Origin of the sequence: Streptomyces sp. NBC_00287 (assembly GCF_036173105.1) — a bacterium.
GTDB lineage: Bacteria > Actinomycetota > Actinomycetes > Streptomycetales > Streptomycetaceae > Streptomyces.
In genome coordinates this window covers 2,855,599-2,870,020 of sequence record NZ_CP108053.1, presented here as the reverse complement: position 1 = coordinate 2,870,020, position 14,422 = coordinate 2,855,599, and the positions used below count along the sequence as shown (strand labels likewise).

The window sequence follows — 14,422 nt, the reverse complement described above, 5'->3', positions numbered from 1 at the left end:
ACCGTCCGACGTCAGCCGATGTTGTCGACGGCCGCCTTCGCCTTGGCCAGCGTCGACTGCGCGGTCCCGTCGTTGTTCTCCATCGTCGAGCGGACCAGCCGGATGATCTCGCGGACCTCACCGGCGGCACGGTTCCAGCGCATTTCCTTGCCGTGGTACTCGTCTGCGACGCCGTCCGCGGTGAAGTCGGCCATCGCGGCCTTCACCGCGTTGTCGCGGTCGGTGAGTACGCGCTCCAGCTGGCCGATGATGCCCTGCAGGCTCATCTGCACCTCGGCCGAGGCGCCGGTGTCGTACGAACGGCGGTCGAGGTTCTGCCCCATGGTCGAGTTCCCCCTTGAAAACAGTGACAGTGAAGAGGCGTTACAGCCGTACGGCCTACCGTGCGCCGAATCGTGCCGCGTCGAAGTTGGCGACACCCATGTTCTGATGGGCGTTGTCCTCCAGCTCCGTATCACCGGTACCGAACGCGGTGTCCATGCCGGACTGCCCGCCCAGAATGGCGTCGAGCGAGCTGTTCAACGCGTTCGTGATCTCGTCGGCGTGCAACTTGAACGTGTCGAACGCCGCCTTGCCCGCCCCGTTGAACTTCCCCTCCAACGGCTCCGCCGCCTGAACCAGCCAGCTGATCAGCGTGCCGAGATCCTGCACCGAGCCCCCGGTGCTCTTCCCAAGATCCGCCAGGGTCGTCGACCCCATGTCGAACTTCATCCACCCACCCCCGTAAGCGTGTTGTGCGCTGCGGTTGGATGGTCGCCACTGCGTCATCGTGGGTCACGCATGGCTCACAGCGCGTCGAACACTCTCTCGCATCAAGCGTTGCAGGCGCAACGCGGAGGGAGTCAAAGTGGCGTGATCTAGGTCATGAGCGGCTGCGAAAGCGCCCTGTCGCGTGCTCTCTTATGGGATGGGTAGCGTCCGGCAATGGCCAACTAGCCTCTGGTTACCGTCTGTTGTCGATCAAGAGCGCGCGATGGCTGGCCCTGTGCCCTGTATGGCACGACCGGCGACACGCCAGGGGGATCGCAGACCAGCGCAGCTGATTGCCGGCTGCCGGCTGCCGGAATGCTCGGTCATGGCAATGCGGAAGTCTGTGGGGGCGTCCTTGGCGCCGATCCAGAAGCGGTCGTCGTCGATGCCCCGGGGAACTTTGTCCGTGGGAATGCCCAGGAGGAGGGCCGCTTCGCGGGTGCCGCAGTGGGCGGCCCGGCAGACGAGTTGGATGGCCGCGCAGCCGACAAGTCGTTCATCGAGGGGATGTTGGCCGGCCGGATGAATCGCTCGTGCCAGTCCTGTTCCAGGAAGGCCGGGATGTGGTGGGGTGCGAACCCTGGGCTGCGGGGGACGAACCGGTCGGCAGTGGCCGGGGTGGCGTTGACCAGCGGTTGGACCGCGTGGGCCGAGCGAGGCGACGCCAGGTCAGTCTCGGGTGCGGCGGCGCAGCCGGTGGGTGACTGCCCGTTGGGACAGGGGGCCGAGTCCTTCCAGGGCCTGAGCGAGGACGGCGAGCTGTTCGAGCGAGTCCAGGGCGCGGGCGGCGCCCTCGGGGTCGATGCCCTCGTACAGTTCGATGCCGACGAAGGAGGCGGCCGCAGCACGGGCCAGCCCGGCGGGGTCGGCGAAGGCGGCCAGGGGGGTCGTGGCGAGCAGCCGCGTCAGGACGGCCTCCAGCTCCTCGATCCACAGCGCGAGCCCGGCGGAGGTCGCGGCCGCGAGGGCGGGCGCGGTCTGGCCGGCGGCCAGCAGGTGGCCGAGGACGGCCACCTGGCCGGCGGCCCGTTCCTCGGCGTGCATCGCCCGGGCGAAGGTCAGGAGTTCCGTGAGGGAGTCCAGGGCGGCGAGCCGCTCGCGATAGCGGGAGACGCGCTGCTCGGCGCCGTGCACGCAGGCAGCGGCGAGGAGCGCGTCGACGGAACCGAAGTGGTAGAAGATCAGCGCCTGGTTGACCCCGGCGGTGGTTGCGATCGAGCGGGCCGAGGTCTTGGCGATGCCCTGCTCGACCAGGGTGCGCAGGGCCCCTTCGAGGAGTTTGAGGCGAGTGGCCCCGCCGGACGCGCTCACGCGCGGGCCTCCTCGCGGACGGGCCGCAGGTCGGCGCGGAGTCCGCTCCCGCCCGCGTCGACGTACTCGGCGGTGAAGGAGCCCTCGTAGCCGAAGAGGAAGCCGAAATGCCGGTTGGTCACCCGCACCCGGATCCGGAAGCGGCCGGTGCTCTCGTCGAACGACTCGCGGACCTCGGCTTCGCCTCCGATCAGGGACGGAACGCGAACGTCGACGGGGCCCTCGCGGAAGCGGTGCTCGCCGGAGCGGATGAGGAACGAGCCGTCGGGTTCGGCGCTCATGTGGAGGTCGCTGGCGAGGTGCTGGTGGGTGCCGAGGTAGTCGAGGACGCAGTCGCGCTCGGGGCTGAAGACCATCGTGGCGTCGAAGCGGTGGGGGCCGTCAGGCAGCTGGAAGGTCCGCACGAAGGTGACGGTCTCGCGGCCGAAGGAGTCCACGTAGGGGAAGTTCTCGATGACGAAGGGCACATGGCGTCCCTCGCGCGGGACGAGGATGTTGCGCGTCCCGCCGAGCCGGAGGAACGGCTTGACGAAAGGGGCACCGTGGCGGATCCGCTCCATCGTCCCGCGCCCGACGCAGGCTTCGCCGCTGTCGAGCCCGACGGAGAAGCGCCGCCGGATCTCGGGGTGCAGGCGGCCGAAGTCGGCGCCCATGTGGGTGTGAAAGATCGAGGTCACGCGGACTCCAGGATGGCGAGCAGCCGGGGGGCGCGGACGCGCCCGGGAGGCGTGCGTCGGCAGCGGCGTGCAGCGGGGGTGCCGGGCAGCGGGGGCAGCAGGGCGGCGAGGACGGCGGTGCCCGCCGCGAGGGCGAGCGGGGCGACGGGAGAGGCGAACAGGGCGGCGAGGACCAGGGCCAGGCGCAGGGCGCTCTCCCCGAGGGCGCGGGCGAGGGCGGCGCGCGGGTGGGTCCCGCGTTCGCACCACAGCCGCAGCCGGTCGAAGGACCAGGCGGTGGCCCAGCCCATGAGCGGCCGGAAGACCAGCCGGTCGGCGACGGCACCGCAGCGGCCCCAGCGCGGGCGGTAGTCATAGCCGGTCAGGAAGCGGATCCCGGTGGGGCCGGGGACGTAGCGCCAGTAGCCGCTGCCCTCTGCGAGCAGCGAGAGCGGGTGACCCGAGGCGAAGCGCAGCGCCGAGACGCGCGTGCCGTCGGACCGCTGCCGCTCGCCCGCGCTGACTCCGGTGCCGGCGATCCACAGGAGGGGCAGCAGCCGGGTCGCGTAGCGAAAGCGCTGCGGCTCTCCGTCGACGCGGGGCAGGTAGGAGATCGAGGTGAACCTCAGGTCCCAGGACTGGTGCCGCGCCGGGTCCTGGGTCCGCTCCCAGAGGACCTCCATATCGGCGTCGATCACGGCCTCCACGTACAACCCCATGGCCGCCACCTCACCCTTCTCACAGTTTGAGCGTTCGCTCAAACCGCAAGGTAGCCCAGTTTGAGCGAACGCTCAAGAAGATCGGCGGGCCGGTTGGAGCGTGCGCTCAGGACGCCCCTCACCCACGACCGCGCATGCACGCGACAGCGCCCCCGGTCGGCCGGGGGCGCTGCGGAAGAGGAGGGGAGCGGACGGGCGCCGCTGGCTGGCTCGGTCATCCTGCCCCAGGAACGTAAGGGCCAACTAGCGCACTCAGGGGCCATCTACAGCGCTCAGTCACACCGCGGTCCGGCTCCCGCACTGCATCCGGGTCTTCGGCATGGACCCGTTGGTGCGCAAGCGCACCGGCGCAACCGACCCTGGTGAGGGTCGACTCTGGGTCATGTGCCGCTCTGTATCGGCCATTTGGCCTGTGTCCTTCGTGCCCGGGAGTGGCGACAAGGCCGCACGGGCTTTGCGGAGCAGGAGGCGACAAAATGGAAGAAGCGGCGGATAACAACCTTCAGCGTGAGGCTTGATCGCCAGTACAGCCCGGATTTGTGTGCATATTCGGTACTCTCGTCACGCATTGTCATCGAACCCGAACTCGCTGATAGCTTCGGCAACGCTTGATCACTGGCGGCCGGAGCGCTGCCAAGGGGAGAAGGGAACCGGCATTGCGCGGGGGTACAGCAGTCGGATGGGCCGTGCTCGCGGCCGTCTTGGTGGCGGGCTGCGGAGGCGGGGGTGGTAGCGACGGGTCTGAGAAGAACAGCGACCCGGATGTGATCCGGAGTGCTGAGCCGCTGGCGAAGCTGAGCGTGCCGTCCGCCTACAACCCGACCAAGGGTTGGGACGAGACCCTGAATTGGGTGCCCGAGTCGGTCGGGACCTTGCCATTGTCGCCCCTGCCGAACGCGGGGGCGGTTGCCCTGATGCATGTCGCCTCCAACGGGTACACCGTGATGGTGACGGCCGCCGACAGCGGCCAACTCCGTTGGATGTCCGCACCGTGGAATCCGCCGACGCCGGTCGAGGGCGCGGAGGGCAATCCCGAGTACGGGGAGGCCGCGGAGATCCCGGACGTGACGGACGTCGTGCAGGACGGGCAGGAGTACGTCGTCGCGTATGCGCACGGCATGCGGGGCAAGGACGATCTCCACGAGGGCACCGAGGTCGTGCGGCTGGCGGTCTATCCCGCCGATGCCTCGGGCTCCTCGCTGAAGCCCGTGCGGGAAATCGATGTGCCGGTGTCGGCGAGCCCGGGTGAGGTGCATGTGAGTTCGGCCGGTGGACGGGTGCTGGTCGGCTGGGGCGAGGAGGGCCAGTTCCCGCAGTGGACCGCCGCGGTGGATGTGGCCTCGGGGCAGGTTACTGAATACGAGGACGCCAACGCCCTCCTGCCGCAGTGCGAGCAGGCGGTCGTCTGCTCCAGTAGCCGGGTGATGGCGGCCACCGCGGACGGGCCCCTGGTGGGTATGGGCTCGGGCGGCTTCGGAATTCCGGGCCGGTGGTTCAGTGATGACGTACGTCCGGCAGGCGTCAATGCAGCGGTGGGTGTCCTCGATTCCTGGAACGGCAGTGTGTACGGCGTCGAGGGCGACCATTTCCTCGCGGGGTGGCACACGGGCGGCACATACGGTGGTGACAGCGACCCGGTGTGGTCGGTGCACGATCTGCGTACGGGGAAGGTGCAGGCCCGCATGGAATGCGGCTACGAGGTGGCAGACGTCTCAGAGCCGAACCGGGACTACCCGGTGATCACTTCACCCGGTGGCCGCTACCTTGCCGCCGGTCCGGTCGCGTTCGACCTGGAGAAGAAACAGGGGCTTTGCCTGCAGGGGGACGGCGACCGCAAGACGATCGCGCTCAGCTCGATCCGCGACGACGGAACGGCGTACGGAGCGGTCATGGAGGACACGGCCACGGGCGATGCGGGCCCAGTCATTGCTGAGGTGGATCTCACCACCGCCACCGGTGAGGCGAAGGTGCTCGGCGCCGGCACCGACGCCCCGTTCGTCACCAGCCTGCAGGGCTCGGGCCTTTTCGTGAACCGCGACGAGGACGGGAACGTGCGGGTATCGCTGCGCCGCGAGCGCTGACCCGCTAGTGCCGGGGTCAGACCGGCTCCAGTCACGCCACCAGCCGGCGGGCATGGGGCTGAGGCGTGACAGGTCCGACGGGAAGTGTGCGCGACCGAGCAGAGTCCCTCGGTCATGTGCTTATCCGCGTCAGGTGATGCTCTTTGTCTTGAACGTCATGCTCCAGTTCCAGCGCTGCCGGTGTGACGCGCGGAATTCATGGGCGTGGTGATCACGATGCCGGGGCCGGGCCCCAGCGCCCTTCTGTTGCGCTGCACGAGGCTGGCTGCCGTGACCCACAGGGTGGGCACCTCAGTGGGCAATTCCCCCATGGTGGGAGCAGGTCCCACGCCCGCTGGAACCGGATACCCAACCGTCAGCGCAGAGCGTTCCGCCCGGAAGCGCTGGTACGGGCATAGTAATTGGCGCAGTAGGGCGGACAGGCTGCGTCGCCCAGCAGTTGGTCTTGGCTCCGATCCACCACTTCTGGGGTGCCTTGTCAGGACAGGACCCATACGGTGTGCCCGGCGGCACAAGCCCCTTCCGCACGAAGATCCTTACGATCTCGTCCACGTTGTCGTGGGGCTCGGCCCTCATGCTGCTGGAGCTTGACAGCCGTTCCACCTGCTTGATCCGGACCGTCAATCCCATGCCCTGGGCCGGTCGAGCAGAGTAGACGTTCACCGAGGCGCTGCTTCCGGCAGCGATTCTGCCGAGATCCGCATTTTCGGTCGTAAGCACCTGGTGCTGAGAGTCGACGAACTCCACCGTGACGTAATAGCGGACGTCGTGTTCGTCGTCCTTGTTCGTCGCTGTGACGTTCGCCGTCGTCATGCCCGACGTCGGGTCTGCGCACTCGATGCGTCCCAGCACGATGTCGTCCAAGGGCCCGATGTCCCTGGGCGGCGCGGTGCTCACGGATCGCGCCAGGGGCGGGCAGCTGTTGTCCGACCCGACTGAAGTCTCGCTCTTCGCCGCGCAGCCACTGAGTACGGCGACGATGGCAGTGACGGCAACTGCAGACCAGGTGCGATTCTTCACGATCCCCCCAGGCTTCATGCAGCTGAAACCTGGGTCGAGCATAAGGGCTCCCGCGACGCAGTAGCCGTACCGGCGTACGGGCCGTGCGCTGCGCAGCGCTCGAACTCACTAGTCTCACTGACCCGTTCGACCTGGAGGTCTTTCTTCGGCGAGCGGGTCGCAGTGCTCGGCGCGAACGGCACCGGCAAGTCGCATCTGCTGCGCCGGCTGGCGGCCGGCGGCCCGTACGGGGCCGCCCCCACCATCGCGTTCAGGGCTTGGTGGGCCAGAACTGCACGAGGTGCTTCTCCACCCCCTCGCCGGTGCCCTCGTCCTCCGACAGGGCAGCCGCCTCGGCGCGGCCGGTGCAGCTCACGCGCACTCGCACGAGCCGCCCTCGTCCGCCAGCGTGATGACGTCATCGGAGCGTCCCAGGCCTATGGACCACACGGCCACCTCGCCGCTGGCCGACTCGAAGTCGGCCTCGGCCTGATTGTCCCAGTCCGCGGGGTCCTGCACGGGTGGCTGCCCGTCCCACACCTCTACGTCGACTGATGCCGTGTGGGTGTGGCCGGCGCTGTAGACGTTGAGGCGACCGGGAAAGGTGTTGAGAAAGACTCCCTGCTCGAAGTCGTCCGGGAACGGGACCGGCAGGTCGCCGTCATCGGACTCCTGGAACCCGAAGGCGTGGAACTCCACGTCCGCGTCAATGCGTTGCTGCCGGACAAGCACGGCCACGAGAGCCCCCTTCACGTGACATCGACTGGTCGTCCCCGTGATCGTAAGGCTCCGCTCCGCAAGACGATGCGCTGTCGAGATGGTGCGGGACCTACCGAAGAGCTTCTGCTGGAGCACGGTTCCCAAGCCGTGACAAGTTGCTGACCGCTGGTGGGGCACAGCACCAGACTATCGCTGTGCTCCACCAGCCCCACGTTGTGCACGGAAGGAGAAGACGGCAATGCCTGACAATCCTGCGTGGATCGCCGATGCCTGGCACAGCGCGAATCTGAATGCCGCCGACCTGTACATCACCTGCGCCCGCGGCCTCAGCCCTCAGCAGTTGGCCGAACGCATGGCCGACCATGAGCCGGTCGAGGTCGGGCCTGCCCTCACCATCCAGGAAGCGTCCCGCATGGTCGACCTCACGCAGATCTACTGCGTCGGCCGCATCGGCCAAAGCGGCGACTGGTCGTTCATCGTGGAGTCCGGGGGCAGCGAAGGCTGGTCCCTCGACCCGGCAGTGTCCCACGGCGCCGCCGTGCTGATATTCGACCCACGTCCGGACGATCCGCCCTCCTTCTTCAGGTACCTCGCCGACGGCGAGCTGCAGCTGCACTTCGAGTTGGGCTTCGGCTACGACCCCGCCGGAGCCCAGCCCGACCTGCTGCGCCCGGCGCTGGAAGCAGCCGGAGTCATCCCGCCGGAAGACAGCATCGATCACCTGCTTGGCGAGGACGAGGAGCTGTCGCCTGTCGAAGAGAAGCGCCGGGAGTTGAAGGTCGTCGGTGAGCATTTCGGACTGTCACTGCCGCGGCAGGTGATCGAGAGCGGGCAGCTTCCTGCCGTGGTCACCCGCACCTCACCTCCGTCCTCCTGGTGACCGCGAGTGCGCAGAGATCCGATAGGCGCCCCAGGGCGGCAGCATCGGTCACGTTCACGGGCGTGCCCCAGTCGACACGGTCCAGCAGCATGGGATGGCAAAGCCGATGCCCTGCGAAAAGGGCAGTGTGGGCGGTTGGTGAACACGCCTCATGTCCTGTGACAGCGAATCTTGAGCGCGTGTCATCGAAGTTTGATCAGGACAGACGCGAGCCGAGTCACTGGTCCTTCATCAGGTGATGCAGCAGCGTCATCAGCCCGACGCCGACCAAGAGCGCGGTGCCGAACGACGGGTACTCAAAGGCCGCGTACGTTGCCCCGCTCCCGACGAGCAGGAGCAGCACCATCCGCTGATCGATCTGACTGCCCATAGGTACGACCTCTTCCCTTCACGTCACCGGTCGGCCAGGCGCAACCGGTCACCCCAGCCCAAGAGCACTCGGCGGCCCCGACTCATCAAGAAGCGGCCTCGCAGTCAGCTTGGGCGCCAACGGAAGCAGCCTCCAAGACGGCGCCATCCGTACGCCCTCCGGCACTTGCAGTCCGCGCACTATCGGGTGCGCTTCTCGGGGCTCTCGGCAGAAGGAGGCAAGTGGGAGGTAGACGCGGTAGGGGACGAGTGCCAGACGAGGGCCAGCGTGATTGCAGCCGCACCGCTCAAGAAGGGGCCTATCCGCTGATCAAGCCTCTGGCCTGCGAGTAGTCGAGCACCGAACCAGGGGAGAGCCGGAAAACTGCACTCTTCCAACAAAAGAGTGAGACGCGAGTATCGTTATATGGACAAGTTTCGCGGCGTCGGCGTACTACCTGACGCCGTGAAACCCGGTCGTCGAGTCGGGCAGGCACTCTTCGTATCCAGAGTGCTGATGGGCCAAGCTCGCGCTCGGCGACAGGCCCACGAGAACCCCAGACCCCGCAACGGCCGGCCGGCATCGACCTGAAGCAGGGCCGGCAGGCGGCGGTGCAGGCCGTCGAACCGGTTCCCGAAATGGCGTCACGCAACTCTGGTCTCGTCCCTCTTCTCGGGTGACGGGAGTCCCGAGCCGGGATCCTGGCGGGCGCCACCCGAAGCCGTGTCGCCGCTGTGGTGCTTGGCGCGCTGGATCTGCTCGTAGACGTGCGAGCGCAGTTCGGCGAAGCGTGTGCTGGAGCGGGTGTGCAACTGGTCGCGTTCGTCGGGCAGATCGATGGCCAGGTCCTCCAGCACCACGGTCGGCGACTTGGACAGGATGATCGTGCGCTGGCCGAGGTAGACGGCTTCGTCGATGTCGTGGGTGACGAACAGGACGGTGACCCCGAGTTCGTGCCACAGGCGCCGGATGAGGTCCTCCAGGTCGGCGCGGGTCTGGGCGTCGACGGCGGCGAAGGGCTCGTCCATGAGCAGCACCTTCGGTTCGTAGGCGACGGCGCGGGCAATGGCGACGCGCTGCTGCATACCGCCGGAGAGCTGCCAGGGGTAGGCGTGGTGGGCATCGGCCAGACCGACCACCTCCAGGGCATGGTCGACGAGTTCCCTCTCCCGCGCCTTGCCGAGCTTCTTGCGGCGCAGGGGGAGGGCGACGTTGTCACGGACGTTCATCCAGGCGAACAGCGAGCGGCCGTACTCCTGGAAGACCACCGCCATGCCGGGCGGGGGCCCGCTGACCGGGCGGCTGTCCAGCGTCACCTCGCCGCCGGTGGGGGTGAGCAGTCCGGCCATGCACTTCAGCAGGGTCGTCTTGCCGCAGCCCGACGGGCCGACCAGGCACACCAGTCCACCGGCGCCGATGTGGAAGCTGAGACTGCGCAGCGCCTCGACGGTGCGGTTGCGGCCGGTGTAGGTCTTCTGCAGGTTGCGTACGTCGAGCATCGACGTCTCCTTCTCGGGGCGGACCGGGCGGCCGGTCAAGTGGTGCGCTGGGCGCGGCGCAGGCCGTGGTACCAGGCCAGGACCCGGTTCTCGGCGAGGCGGAAGAGCAGCGACAGGACGAAGCCGAGCAGGCCGAGGAGCAGGACGCCGCTCCACATCTCGGGGATGGCGAAACTGCGTTGGAACTGCACGATGGTGAAGCCCAGTCCGTTGCTGGCGGCGAACATCTCGCTGATGACCATGAGGATGATCCCGATCGACAGCGACTGCCGCATGCCCGTGACGATCTGCGGGCTGGCCGAGCGCAGGACTAGGTGCCACAGGCGGGCGGGGCCGGTGATGCCGTAGGAGCGGCAGGTGTCGCCGAGCACCTCGTCCACGGCGCGGACGCCCTCGACCGTGTTGAGCAGGATCGGCCAGACGCAGCCGCTGGCGATGACGATGACCTTCATGGTGTCGCCGATGCCCGCGAACAGCATGATCACGGGGACGAGCACTGGCGGCGGGATGGCGCGGAAGAGCTCCAGCACCGGCTCCAGGACGTCCCGTACGACGCGGTGCGTGCCGACCAGCAGGCCGAGTCCGACGCCGATGACCACGGCGAGCAGGTAGCCCGCGGTGAGTCTGAGGAGGCTTGGCAGGACGTCGGACGCCAGCCGGTCGCCCACCCAGACCTCCCCGAACTTCCCCAGGATGGTGGAGAGCGGTGGGACGTAGAAGTCGGTGCTGCCGGCGGTGGCGAACCACCACACCGCGAACAGAACGGAAGGCAGGCCCAGCACGAGCAGGGCACGACGGCCCACTGTGAGGACGGTCATCAGGTCATCCCTCCCTGCGCTGGGACTGGTGCCAGTGCAGCGCCCGCCGCTCGACGGCCCGCGCCACCAGATTGATCGCGACGCCGAACAGCCCGGTGACCAGCACCAGGGCGTACACCCGTGACACGGCGCCGGAGGTCTGCGCGACGGCGATCTCGCGGCCGAGGCCGGGTGAGCCGATGACGAGTTCCGCGGTGATCGCGAGGACCAGCGCCACGGCGGCCGCCAGCCGTACGCCCGTCATCACGTACGGCAGCGCGGTCGGCCACAGGACGTACCGCACCCGCCCCCATCTGCCGAGCAGATAGCTGTGGGCGGTGTCGTCCGCGACCGGGTCGACGTCCTGGGTGCCGGCCAGCACCTGGACGAGGACCTGCCAGAAGGAGGCGTAGACCACCAGCAGCAGCGTCGACTCCAGTGCGGTGCCGTAGAGCAGCACCGCCACCGGGATCAGCGCCACCGACGGGATGGGACGCAGGAACTCGATGGTGGAGGCGGTCGCCGCGCGCAGGACCGGCACGGAGCCGATCACCACCCCGGCCACCACACCGCCCACGACCGCGATGGCCAGCCCCAGCCCCCACCCGGCCACGGTGTCGCCGAGCGCCGTCCAGAACGTGCTCTCGGCGAGCAGCTGCCCCAGCGTACGGCCGATCTCGGACGCGGGCGGAAGGTAGTGGGCCGAGAGCGCACCGGTGCGGGGCAGCACCTCCAGGACCGCTACCAGACCGGCCAGCCCGGCGAGCCCGCGCAGCGCGGCGGTGGTGCTCGGGCCGCGCCCCGCGGGCTTCGTCCTTACGGACGCCAGTGCCGACGCTGTCACTGGAACAGCGCCTTCAGGTCGGGCTTCTTGTCGCCGAAGAGTCCATCCTGCTCACCGAGCGAGGCCAGCTTCTCCAGGGACGCCATGTCGTACTGGGCGGGCCAGTCGGGCAGCGTCAGGTCCTTCAGTACCTGGCCGTCGATCTTGGTGTAGGTGGTGAGGATCTGCCGTGCCTCGTCCGGGTGCGCGGAGGCGTACGTGAGCGACTCGGTCATCGCCTCGGCGAACTTCTTCACCAGGTCGGGGTTCTCCTTCGCCAGCTGGGCGGAGGTGAAGTAGGTCGCGACGGTGAGCTTGGGGTCGGTCTCGGCGAACGGTGACGTCACGGCCCGGGCACCCTGGGACTTGGCAATCGTCTGCGCGGGCTCGCCCATCCAGGCCGCGTCCACCTGGCCGCCGTCGAGGGCGGCCGGCATCTGATCGAAGGCGATCTCCACGAACTTCACCTTCGAGGGGTCGCCGCCGTCCTTGCGGACTGCCTCGCGCACGGTGGTGTCACCGATGTTCTGCAGGGTGTTCACCGCGACCGTTTTGCCGGCCAGGTCCTTGGCCGACTTGATGGCGCTGTCCTTCCTGACCGCCACCGCGGTGACGTCGGTCGTGGTGTTTCCCGTGGTGGCCGCTCCGTTGGCCACCGACGTGACCGGGACTCCCTTGGTCTGGGCGATCATCAGCGACGTGGTGTTGCTGAACCCGAAGTCGAACTGTCCGCTCACCACACCGGGAATGATCGCGGCGCCGCCCTGGGCGCTCTCCATCTTCAGCTCGATGCCGCGGCTGCTGAAGAAGTTCTTCTTCTGGCCCAGATAGAGCGGGGCCACATCGACGATCGGGATGATGCCGACTTTGACCTCGGTGGTCTTGCCGCTGCCTGAGGCCGACGAACCGCTCGTCCCATCGGACGAGGATCCGCATCCGGCCGCACCGATGACTGTGACCACTGCTATAGCAAGCCCGAGAATGCGCCGTCGCATGGGGCTCCTCCTCACGGGAAGTGGGTGAGAACTGTTCGCCTTGGGTGCAGATGTGACATTCGAGCGAGTCGAGCCGACGCTGTGCCGTTGCCGACGGGTCGTGGGGTCGGACGGTGTCTCCCGCCAATGACTCCATGGGGACATGTCGGGAGGTTCGAGAGGTCGATCGGGTGCCGGCGGTCTTGCGGGTGGCTCGCGGCTCGTGGCGTCCCGTCGGATGCATGTTGTGCATCTTCTTGACGGCCGCAATGTACACGCCTACCTTCGCGGTGTCATGCTCCCGGACGAAAGAGACCGCGAAGGCTTCGCACCGGTCTCCGGCCGGGCCCCTCGCCGAGGTCACAGCCCTCCCGTCGCTGCTTGCGCCGCACTCCTTCCCGCCACCCTCACCAGGACAAAGGAGTCCCCCTCGTGAAGTCCCGCCTCCGCAGACGCACGCTCGTCGCCCTGGCGGCGCTGCTGCTCGCCGCGCCCCTCGCCCCGGCCGCCCAGGCGGTCGAGACCGACGCCCACGTCGAAGGCACGTTGCCGTCCGGCGCGACGTACGTGATGGACAAGCCGGAATCCTGGAACGGCACGGTCCTGCTCTTCAGCCACGGCTACACCCCCCTCGGAGTGCCCAACCCGGCGCGCAACGCCCCGGACGACGCCACCAAGTCCGCTCTGCTGAAGGAGGGTTACGCGCTCGTCGGCTCCTCGTACGCGAGCAACGGGTGGGCGGTGAGCGACGCGGTGCCGGACCAGCTGGCCACGCTCGACACGTTCACCGCACGCTTCGGTCCGGCCCGGCACGCCATCGCCTGGGGAGCCTCCTACGGCGGGCTCGTGACCTCGGTGATCGCCGAGCGCCACCCGGACCGCATCAGCGGATCACTGTCCCTGTGCGGCCTGCTCCAGGGCGGTGTGGCCAACTGGAACAGCACCCTCGACCCGGTCTTCGCGTTGAAGACACTGCTCGCCCCCGATGCGGACATCAGCCTGACCGACCTGGGCAGCCAGGCGGCGGCTGCCGAGGCGGCCGACACGCTGGCCGGGGCCGTCGCCGGGGCGCAGAGTGCGGCCTCCGGGCGGGCCCGCATCGCGCTGGCCGCCGCCCTGCACAACATCCCCGGCTGGAACGACCCCTCCCAGACCCGGCCGGGGCCGACCGACTGGGACGCCCAGCAGGCCAACCAGTTCCAGGCGGTCATGGGCCTGGTGAAATTCCCCGCCTTCTCCTGGCGGCAGGAGGCGGAGCGCCGGGTCGGGGGCAACATGTCCTGGAACACCGGCGTCGACTACTCCGCGATGCTTCACCGTTCCCCCCTCTACAAGGAGGTCAGCGAGCTCTACGCCAAGGCCGGTCTGTCGCTGAGCGAGGACCTCGCCACGCTGAACCGCGCTCCCCGGATCGCCGCCGACACCAAGGCAGTCGACCGGATGGCCCTCACGAGCTCGTTCACCGGCCGACTGGCCAAGCCGCAACTGACCGTGCACACCACGGGCGACGGCCTCATCCCAGTACCGTCGGCGAGCGCCTATCGCCGTGCGGTCACCGCTGCGGGCGCCACCCCCTTGCTGCGCCAGGCCTTCGTCGAGAACGCGGGCCACTGCACGTTCAGCACGGGCGAAGAGGTCGCCGCTCTGCACACCCTGGAGACCCGCATCACCACAGGCCATTGGCCAGGCACCGACCCAGCCACGCTCAACGCCCGCGCCACGCAGGCCGATCCGTCCGGGCCGGCGCGTTACGTGTCCTACCCGCTGGCGCAGTACCCGCGCCCCTATGACCTGTCCCACCCCGCCGACCGGTACCGGCCCTGACACCACGTCGCCCGCCGTCCCCGCGGCGGGCATCCGTACT

15 protein-coding genes and 1 pseudogene are annotated in these 14,422 nt (G+C 68.6%); 4 read left to right on the top strand and 12 right to left on the bottom strand.

What is annotated here, in order from left to right; genetic code table 11:
* Positions 1–11: 11 nt before the first annotated feature.
* The 5 genes from OHT76_RS13060 to OHT76_RS13040 form a co-directional block, all read right to left on the bottom strand.
* Positions 12–323 carry a pore-forming ESAT-6 family protein gene (locus tag OHT76_RS13060; RefSeq protein WP_328870972.1) on the bottom strand — a complete coding sequence of 104 codons (312 nt, stop codon included), beginning with the start codon at positions 321–323 and terminating at the stop codon, positions 12–14.
* A gap of 55 nt (positions 324–378) precedes the next feature.
* The gene (locus OHT76_RS13055) at positions 379–711 is read right to left on the bottom strand and encodes a hypothetical protein (protein WP_328870971.1); all 333 of its coding nucleotides are present in this window, start codon (positions 709–711) and stop codon (positions 379–381) included.
* A 708-nt stretch (positions 712–1,419) separates the two neighbouring features.
* Positions 1,420–2,061 carry a helix-turn-helix domain-containing protein gene (locus tag OHT76_RS13050; RefSeq protein ID WP_328870970.1) on the bottom strand — a complete coding sequence of 214 codons (642 nt, stop codon included), beginning with the start codon at positions 2,059–2,061 and terminating at the stop codon, positions 1,420–1,422.
* The gene (locus OHT76_RS13045; protein WP_328870969.1) at positions 2,058–2,738 is read right to left on the bottom strand and encodes a DUF4166 domain-containing protein; all 681 of its coding nucleotides are present in this window, start codon (positions 2,736–2,738) and stop codon (positions 2,058–2,060) included. Before OHT76_RS13045 ends, OHT76_RS13050 begins: the two co-directional genes overlap by 4 nt.
* Entirely contained in the window at positions 2,735–3,436 is a 702-nt protein-coding gene (locus OHT76_RS13040; protein WP_328870968.1) for a hypothetical protein, read from the bottom strand. Before OHT76_RS13040 ends, OHT76_RS13045 begins: the two co-directional genes overlap by 4 nt.
* 764 nt (positions 3,437–4,200) lie before the next feature.
* Between OHT76_RS13040 and OHT76_RS13035 the strand changes: the two genes are divergently transcribed.
* Positions 4,201–5,517: a hypothetical protein gene (locus OHT76_RS13035; RefSeq protein WP_328870967.1), complete on the top strand. Its 1,317-nt coding sequence runs from the start codon at positions 4,201–4,203 to the stop codon at positions 5,515–5,517.
* A gap of 291 nt (positions 5,518–5,808) precedes the next feature.
* Here OHT76_RS13035 and OHT76_RS13030 read toward each other — a convergent pair whose 3' ends face one another.
* Positions 5,809–6,381 carry a hypothetical protein gene (locus tag OHT76_RS13030; RefSeq protein WP_328870966.1) on the bottom strand — a complete coding sequence of 191 codons (573 nt, stop codon included), beginning with the start codon at positions 6,379–6,381 and terminating at the stop codon, positions 5,809–5,811.
* Between the two features lie 212 nt (positions 6,382–6,593).
* Between OHT76_RS13030 and OHT76_RS44120 the strand changes: the two are divergent.
* Positions 6,594–6,750: pseudogene (locus tag OHT76_RS44120) on the top strand (ABC transporter ATP-binding protein); the annotation flags it as partial.
* 138 nt (positions 6,751–6,888) lie between these two features.
* Here OHT76_RS44120 and OHT76_RS13025 read toward each other — a convergent pair.
* A complete protein-coding gene (locus OHT76_RS13025) occupies positions 6,889–7,254 on the bottom strand; it encodes a hypothetical protein (protein ID WP_328870965.1) in 366 nt (121 codons plus the stop codon).
* A gap of 220 nt (positions 7,255–7,474) precedes the next feature.
* On the opposite strand from OHT76_RS13025, the gene OHT76_RS13020 reads away from it, so the two are divergent.
* A complete protein-coding gene (locus tag OHT76_RS13020; RefSeq protein WP_328870964.1) occupies positions 7,475–8,116 on the top strand; it encodes a DUF6461 domain-containing protein in 642 nt (213 codons plus the stop codon).
* Positions 8,117–8,333: 217 nt separating this feature from the next.
* Here OHT76_RS13020 and OHT76_RS13015 read toward each other — a convergent pair whose 3' ends face one another.
* The 5 genes from OHT76_RS13015 to OHT76_RS12995 all read right to left on the bottom strand — a co-directional run bounded on the left by OHT76_RS13015 (position 8,334) and on the right by OHT76_RS12995 (position 12,579).
* Positions 8,334–8,486 carry a hypothetical protein gene (locus OHT76_RS13015; protein ID WP_328870963.1) on the bottom strand — a complete coding sequence of 51 codons (153 nt, stop codon included), beginning with the start codon at positions 8,484–8,486 and terminating at the stop codon, positions 8,334–8,336.
* A gap of 623 nt (positions 8,487–9,109) precedes the next feature.
* Positions 9,110–9,964 (bottom strand): ABC transporter ATP-binding protein, encoded by an 855-nt coding sequence (locus tag OHT76_RS13010; protein ID WP_328870962.1) that lies wholly within the window; start codon positions 9,962–9,964, stop codon positions 9,110–9,112.
* A gap of 35 nt (positions 9,965–9,999) precedes the next feature.
* The gene (locus OHT76_RS13005) at positions 10,000–10,782 is read right to left on the bottom strand and encodes an ABC transporter permease (protein WP_328870961.1); all 783 of its coding nucleotides are present in this window, start codon (positions 10,780–10,782) and stop codon (positions 10,000–10,002) included.
* Between the two features lie 4 nt (positions 10,783–10,786).
* On the bottom strand, positions 10,787–11,590 hold the full coding sequence (locus OHT76_RS13000; RefSeq protein ID WP_443049913.1) for an ABC transporter permease: 804 nt from the start codon (positions 11,588–11,590) through the stop codon (positions 10,787–10,789).
* Between the two features lie 11 nt (positions 11,591–11,601).
* On the bottom strand, positions 11,602–12,579 hold the full coding sequence (locus OHT76_RS12995; protein WP_328870960.1) for an ABC transporter substrate-binding protein: 978 nt from the start codon (positions 12,577–12,579) through the stop codon (positions 11,602–11,604).
* A 411-nt stretch (positions 12,580–12,990) separates the two neighbouring features.
* Here OHT76_RS12995 and OHT76_RS12990 point away from each other — a divergent pair, with 411 nt between their 5' ends.
* Positions 12,991–14,382, top strand: a complete 1,392-nt coding sequence (locus tag OHT76_RS12990) for an alpha/beta hydrolase family protein (RefSeq protein ID WP_328870959.1) — start codon at positions 12,991–12,993, stop codon at positions 14,380–14,382.
* Positions 14,383–14,422 lie beyond the last annotated feature (40 nt).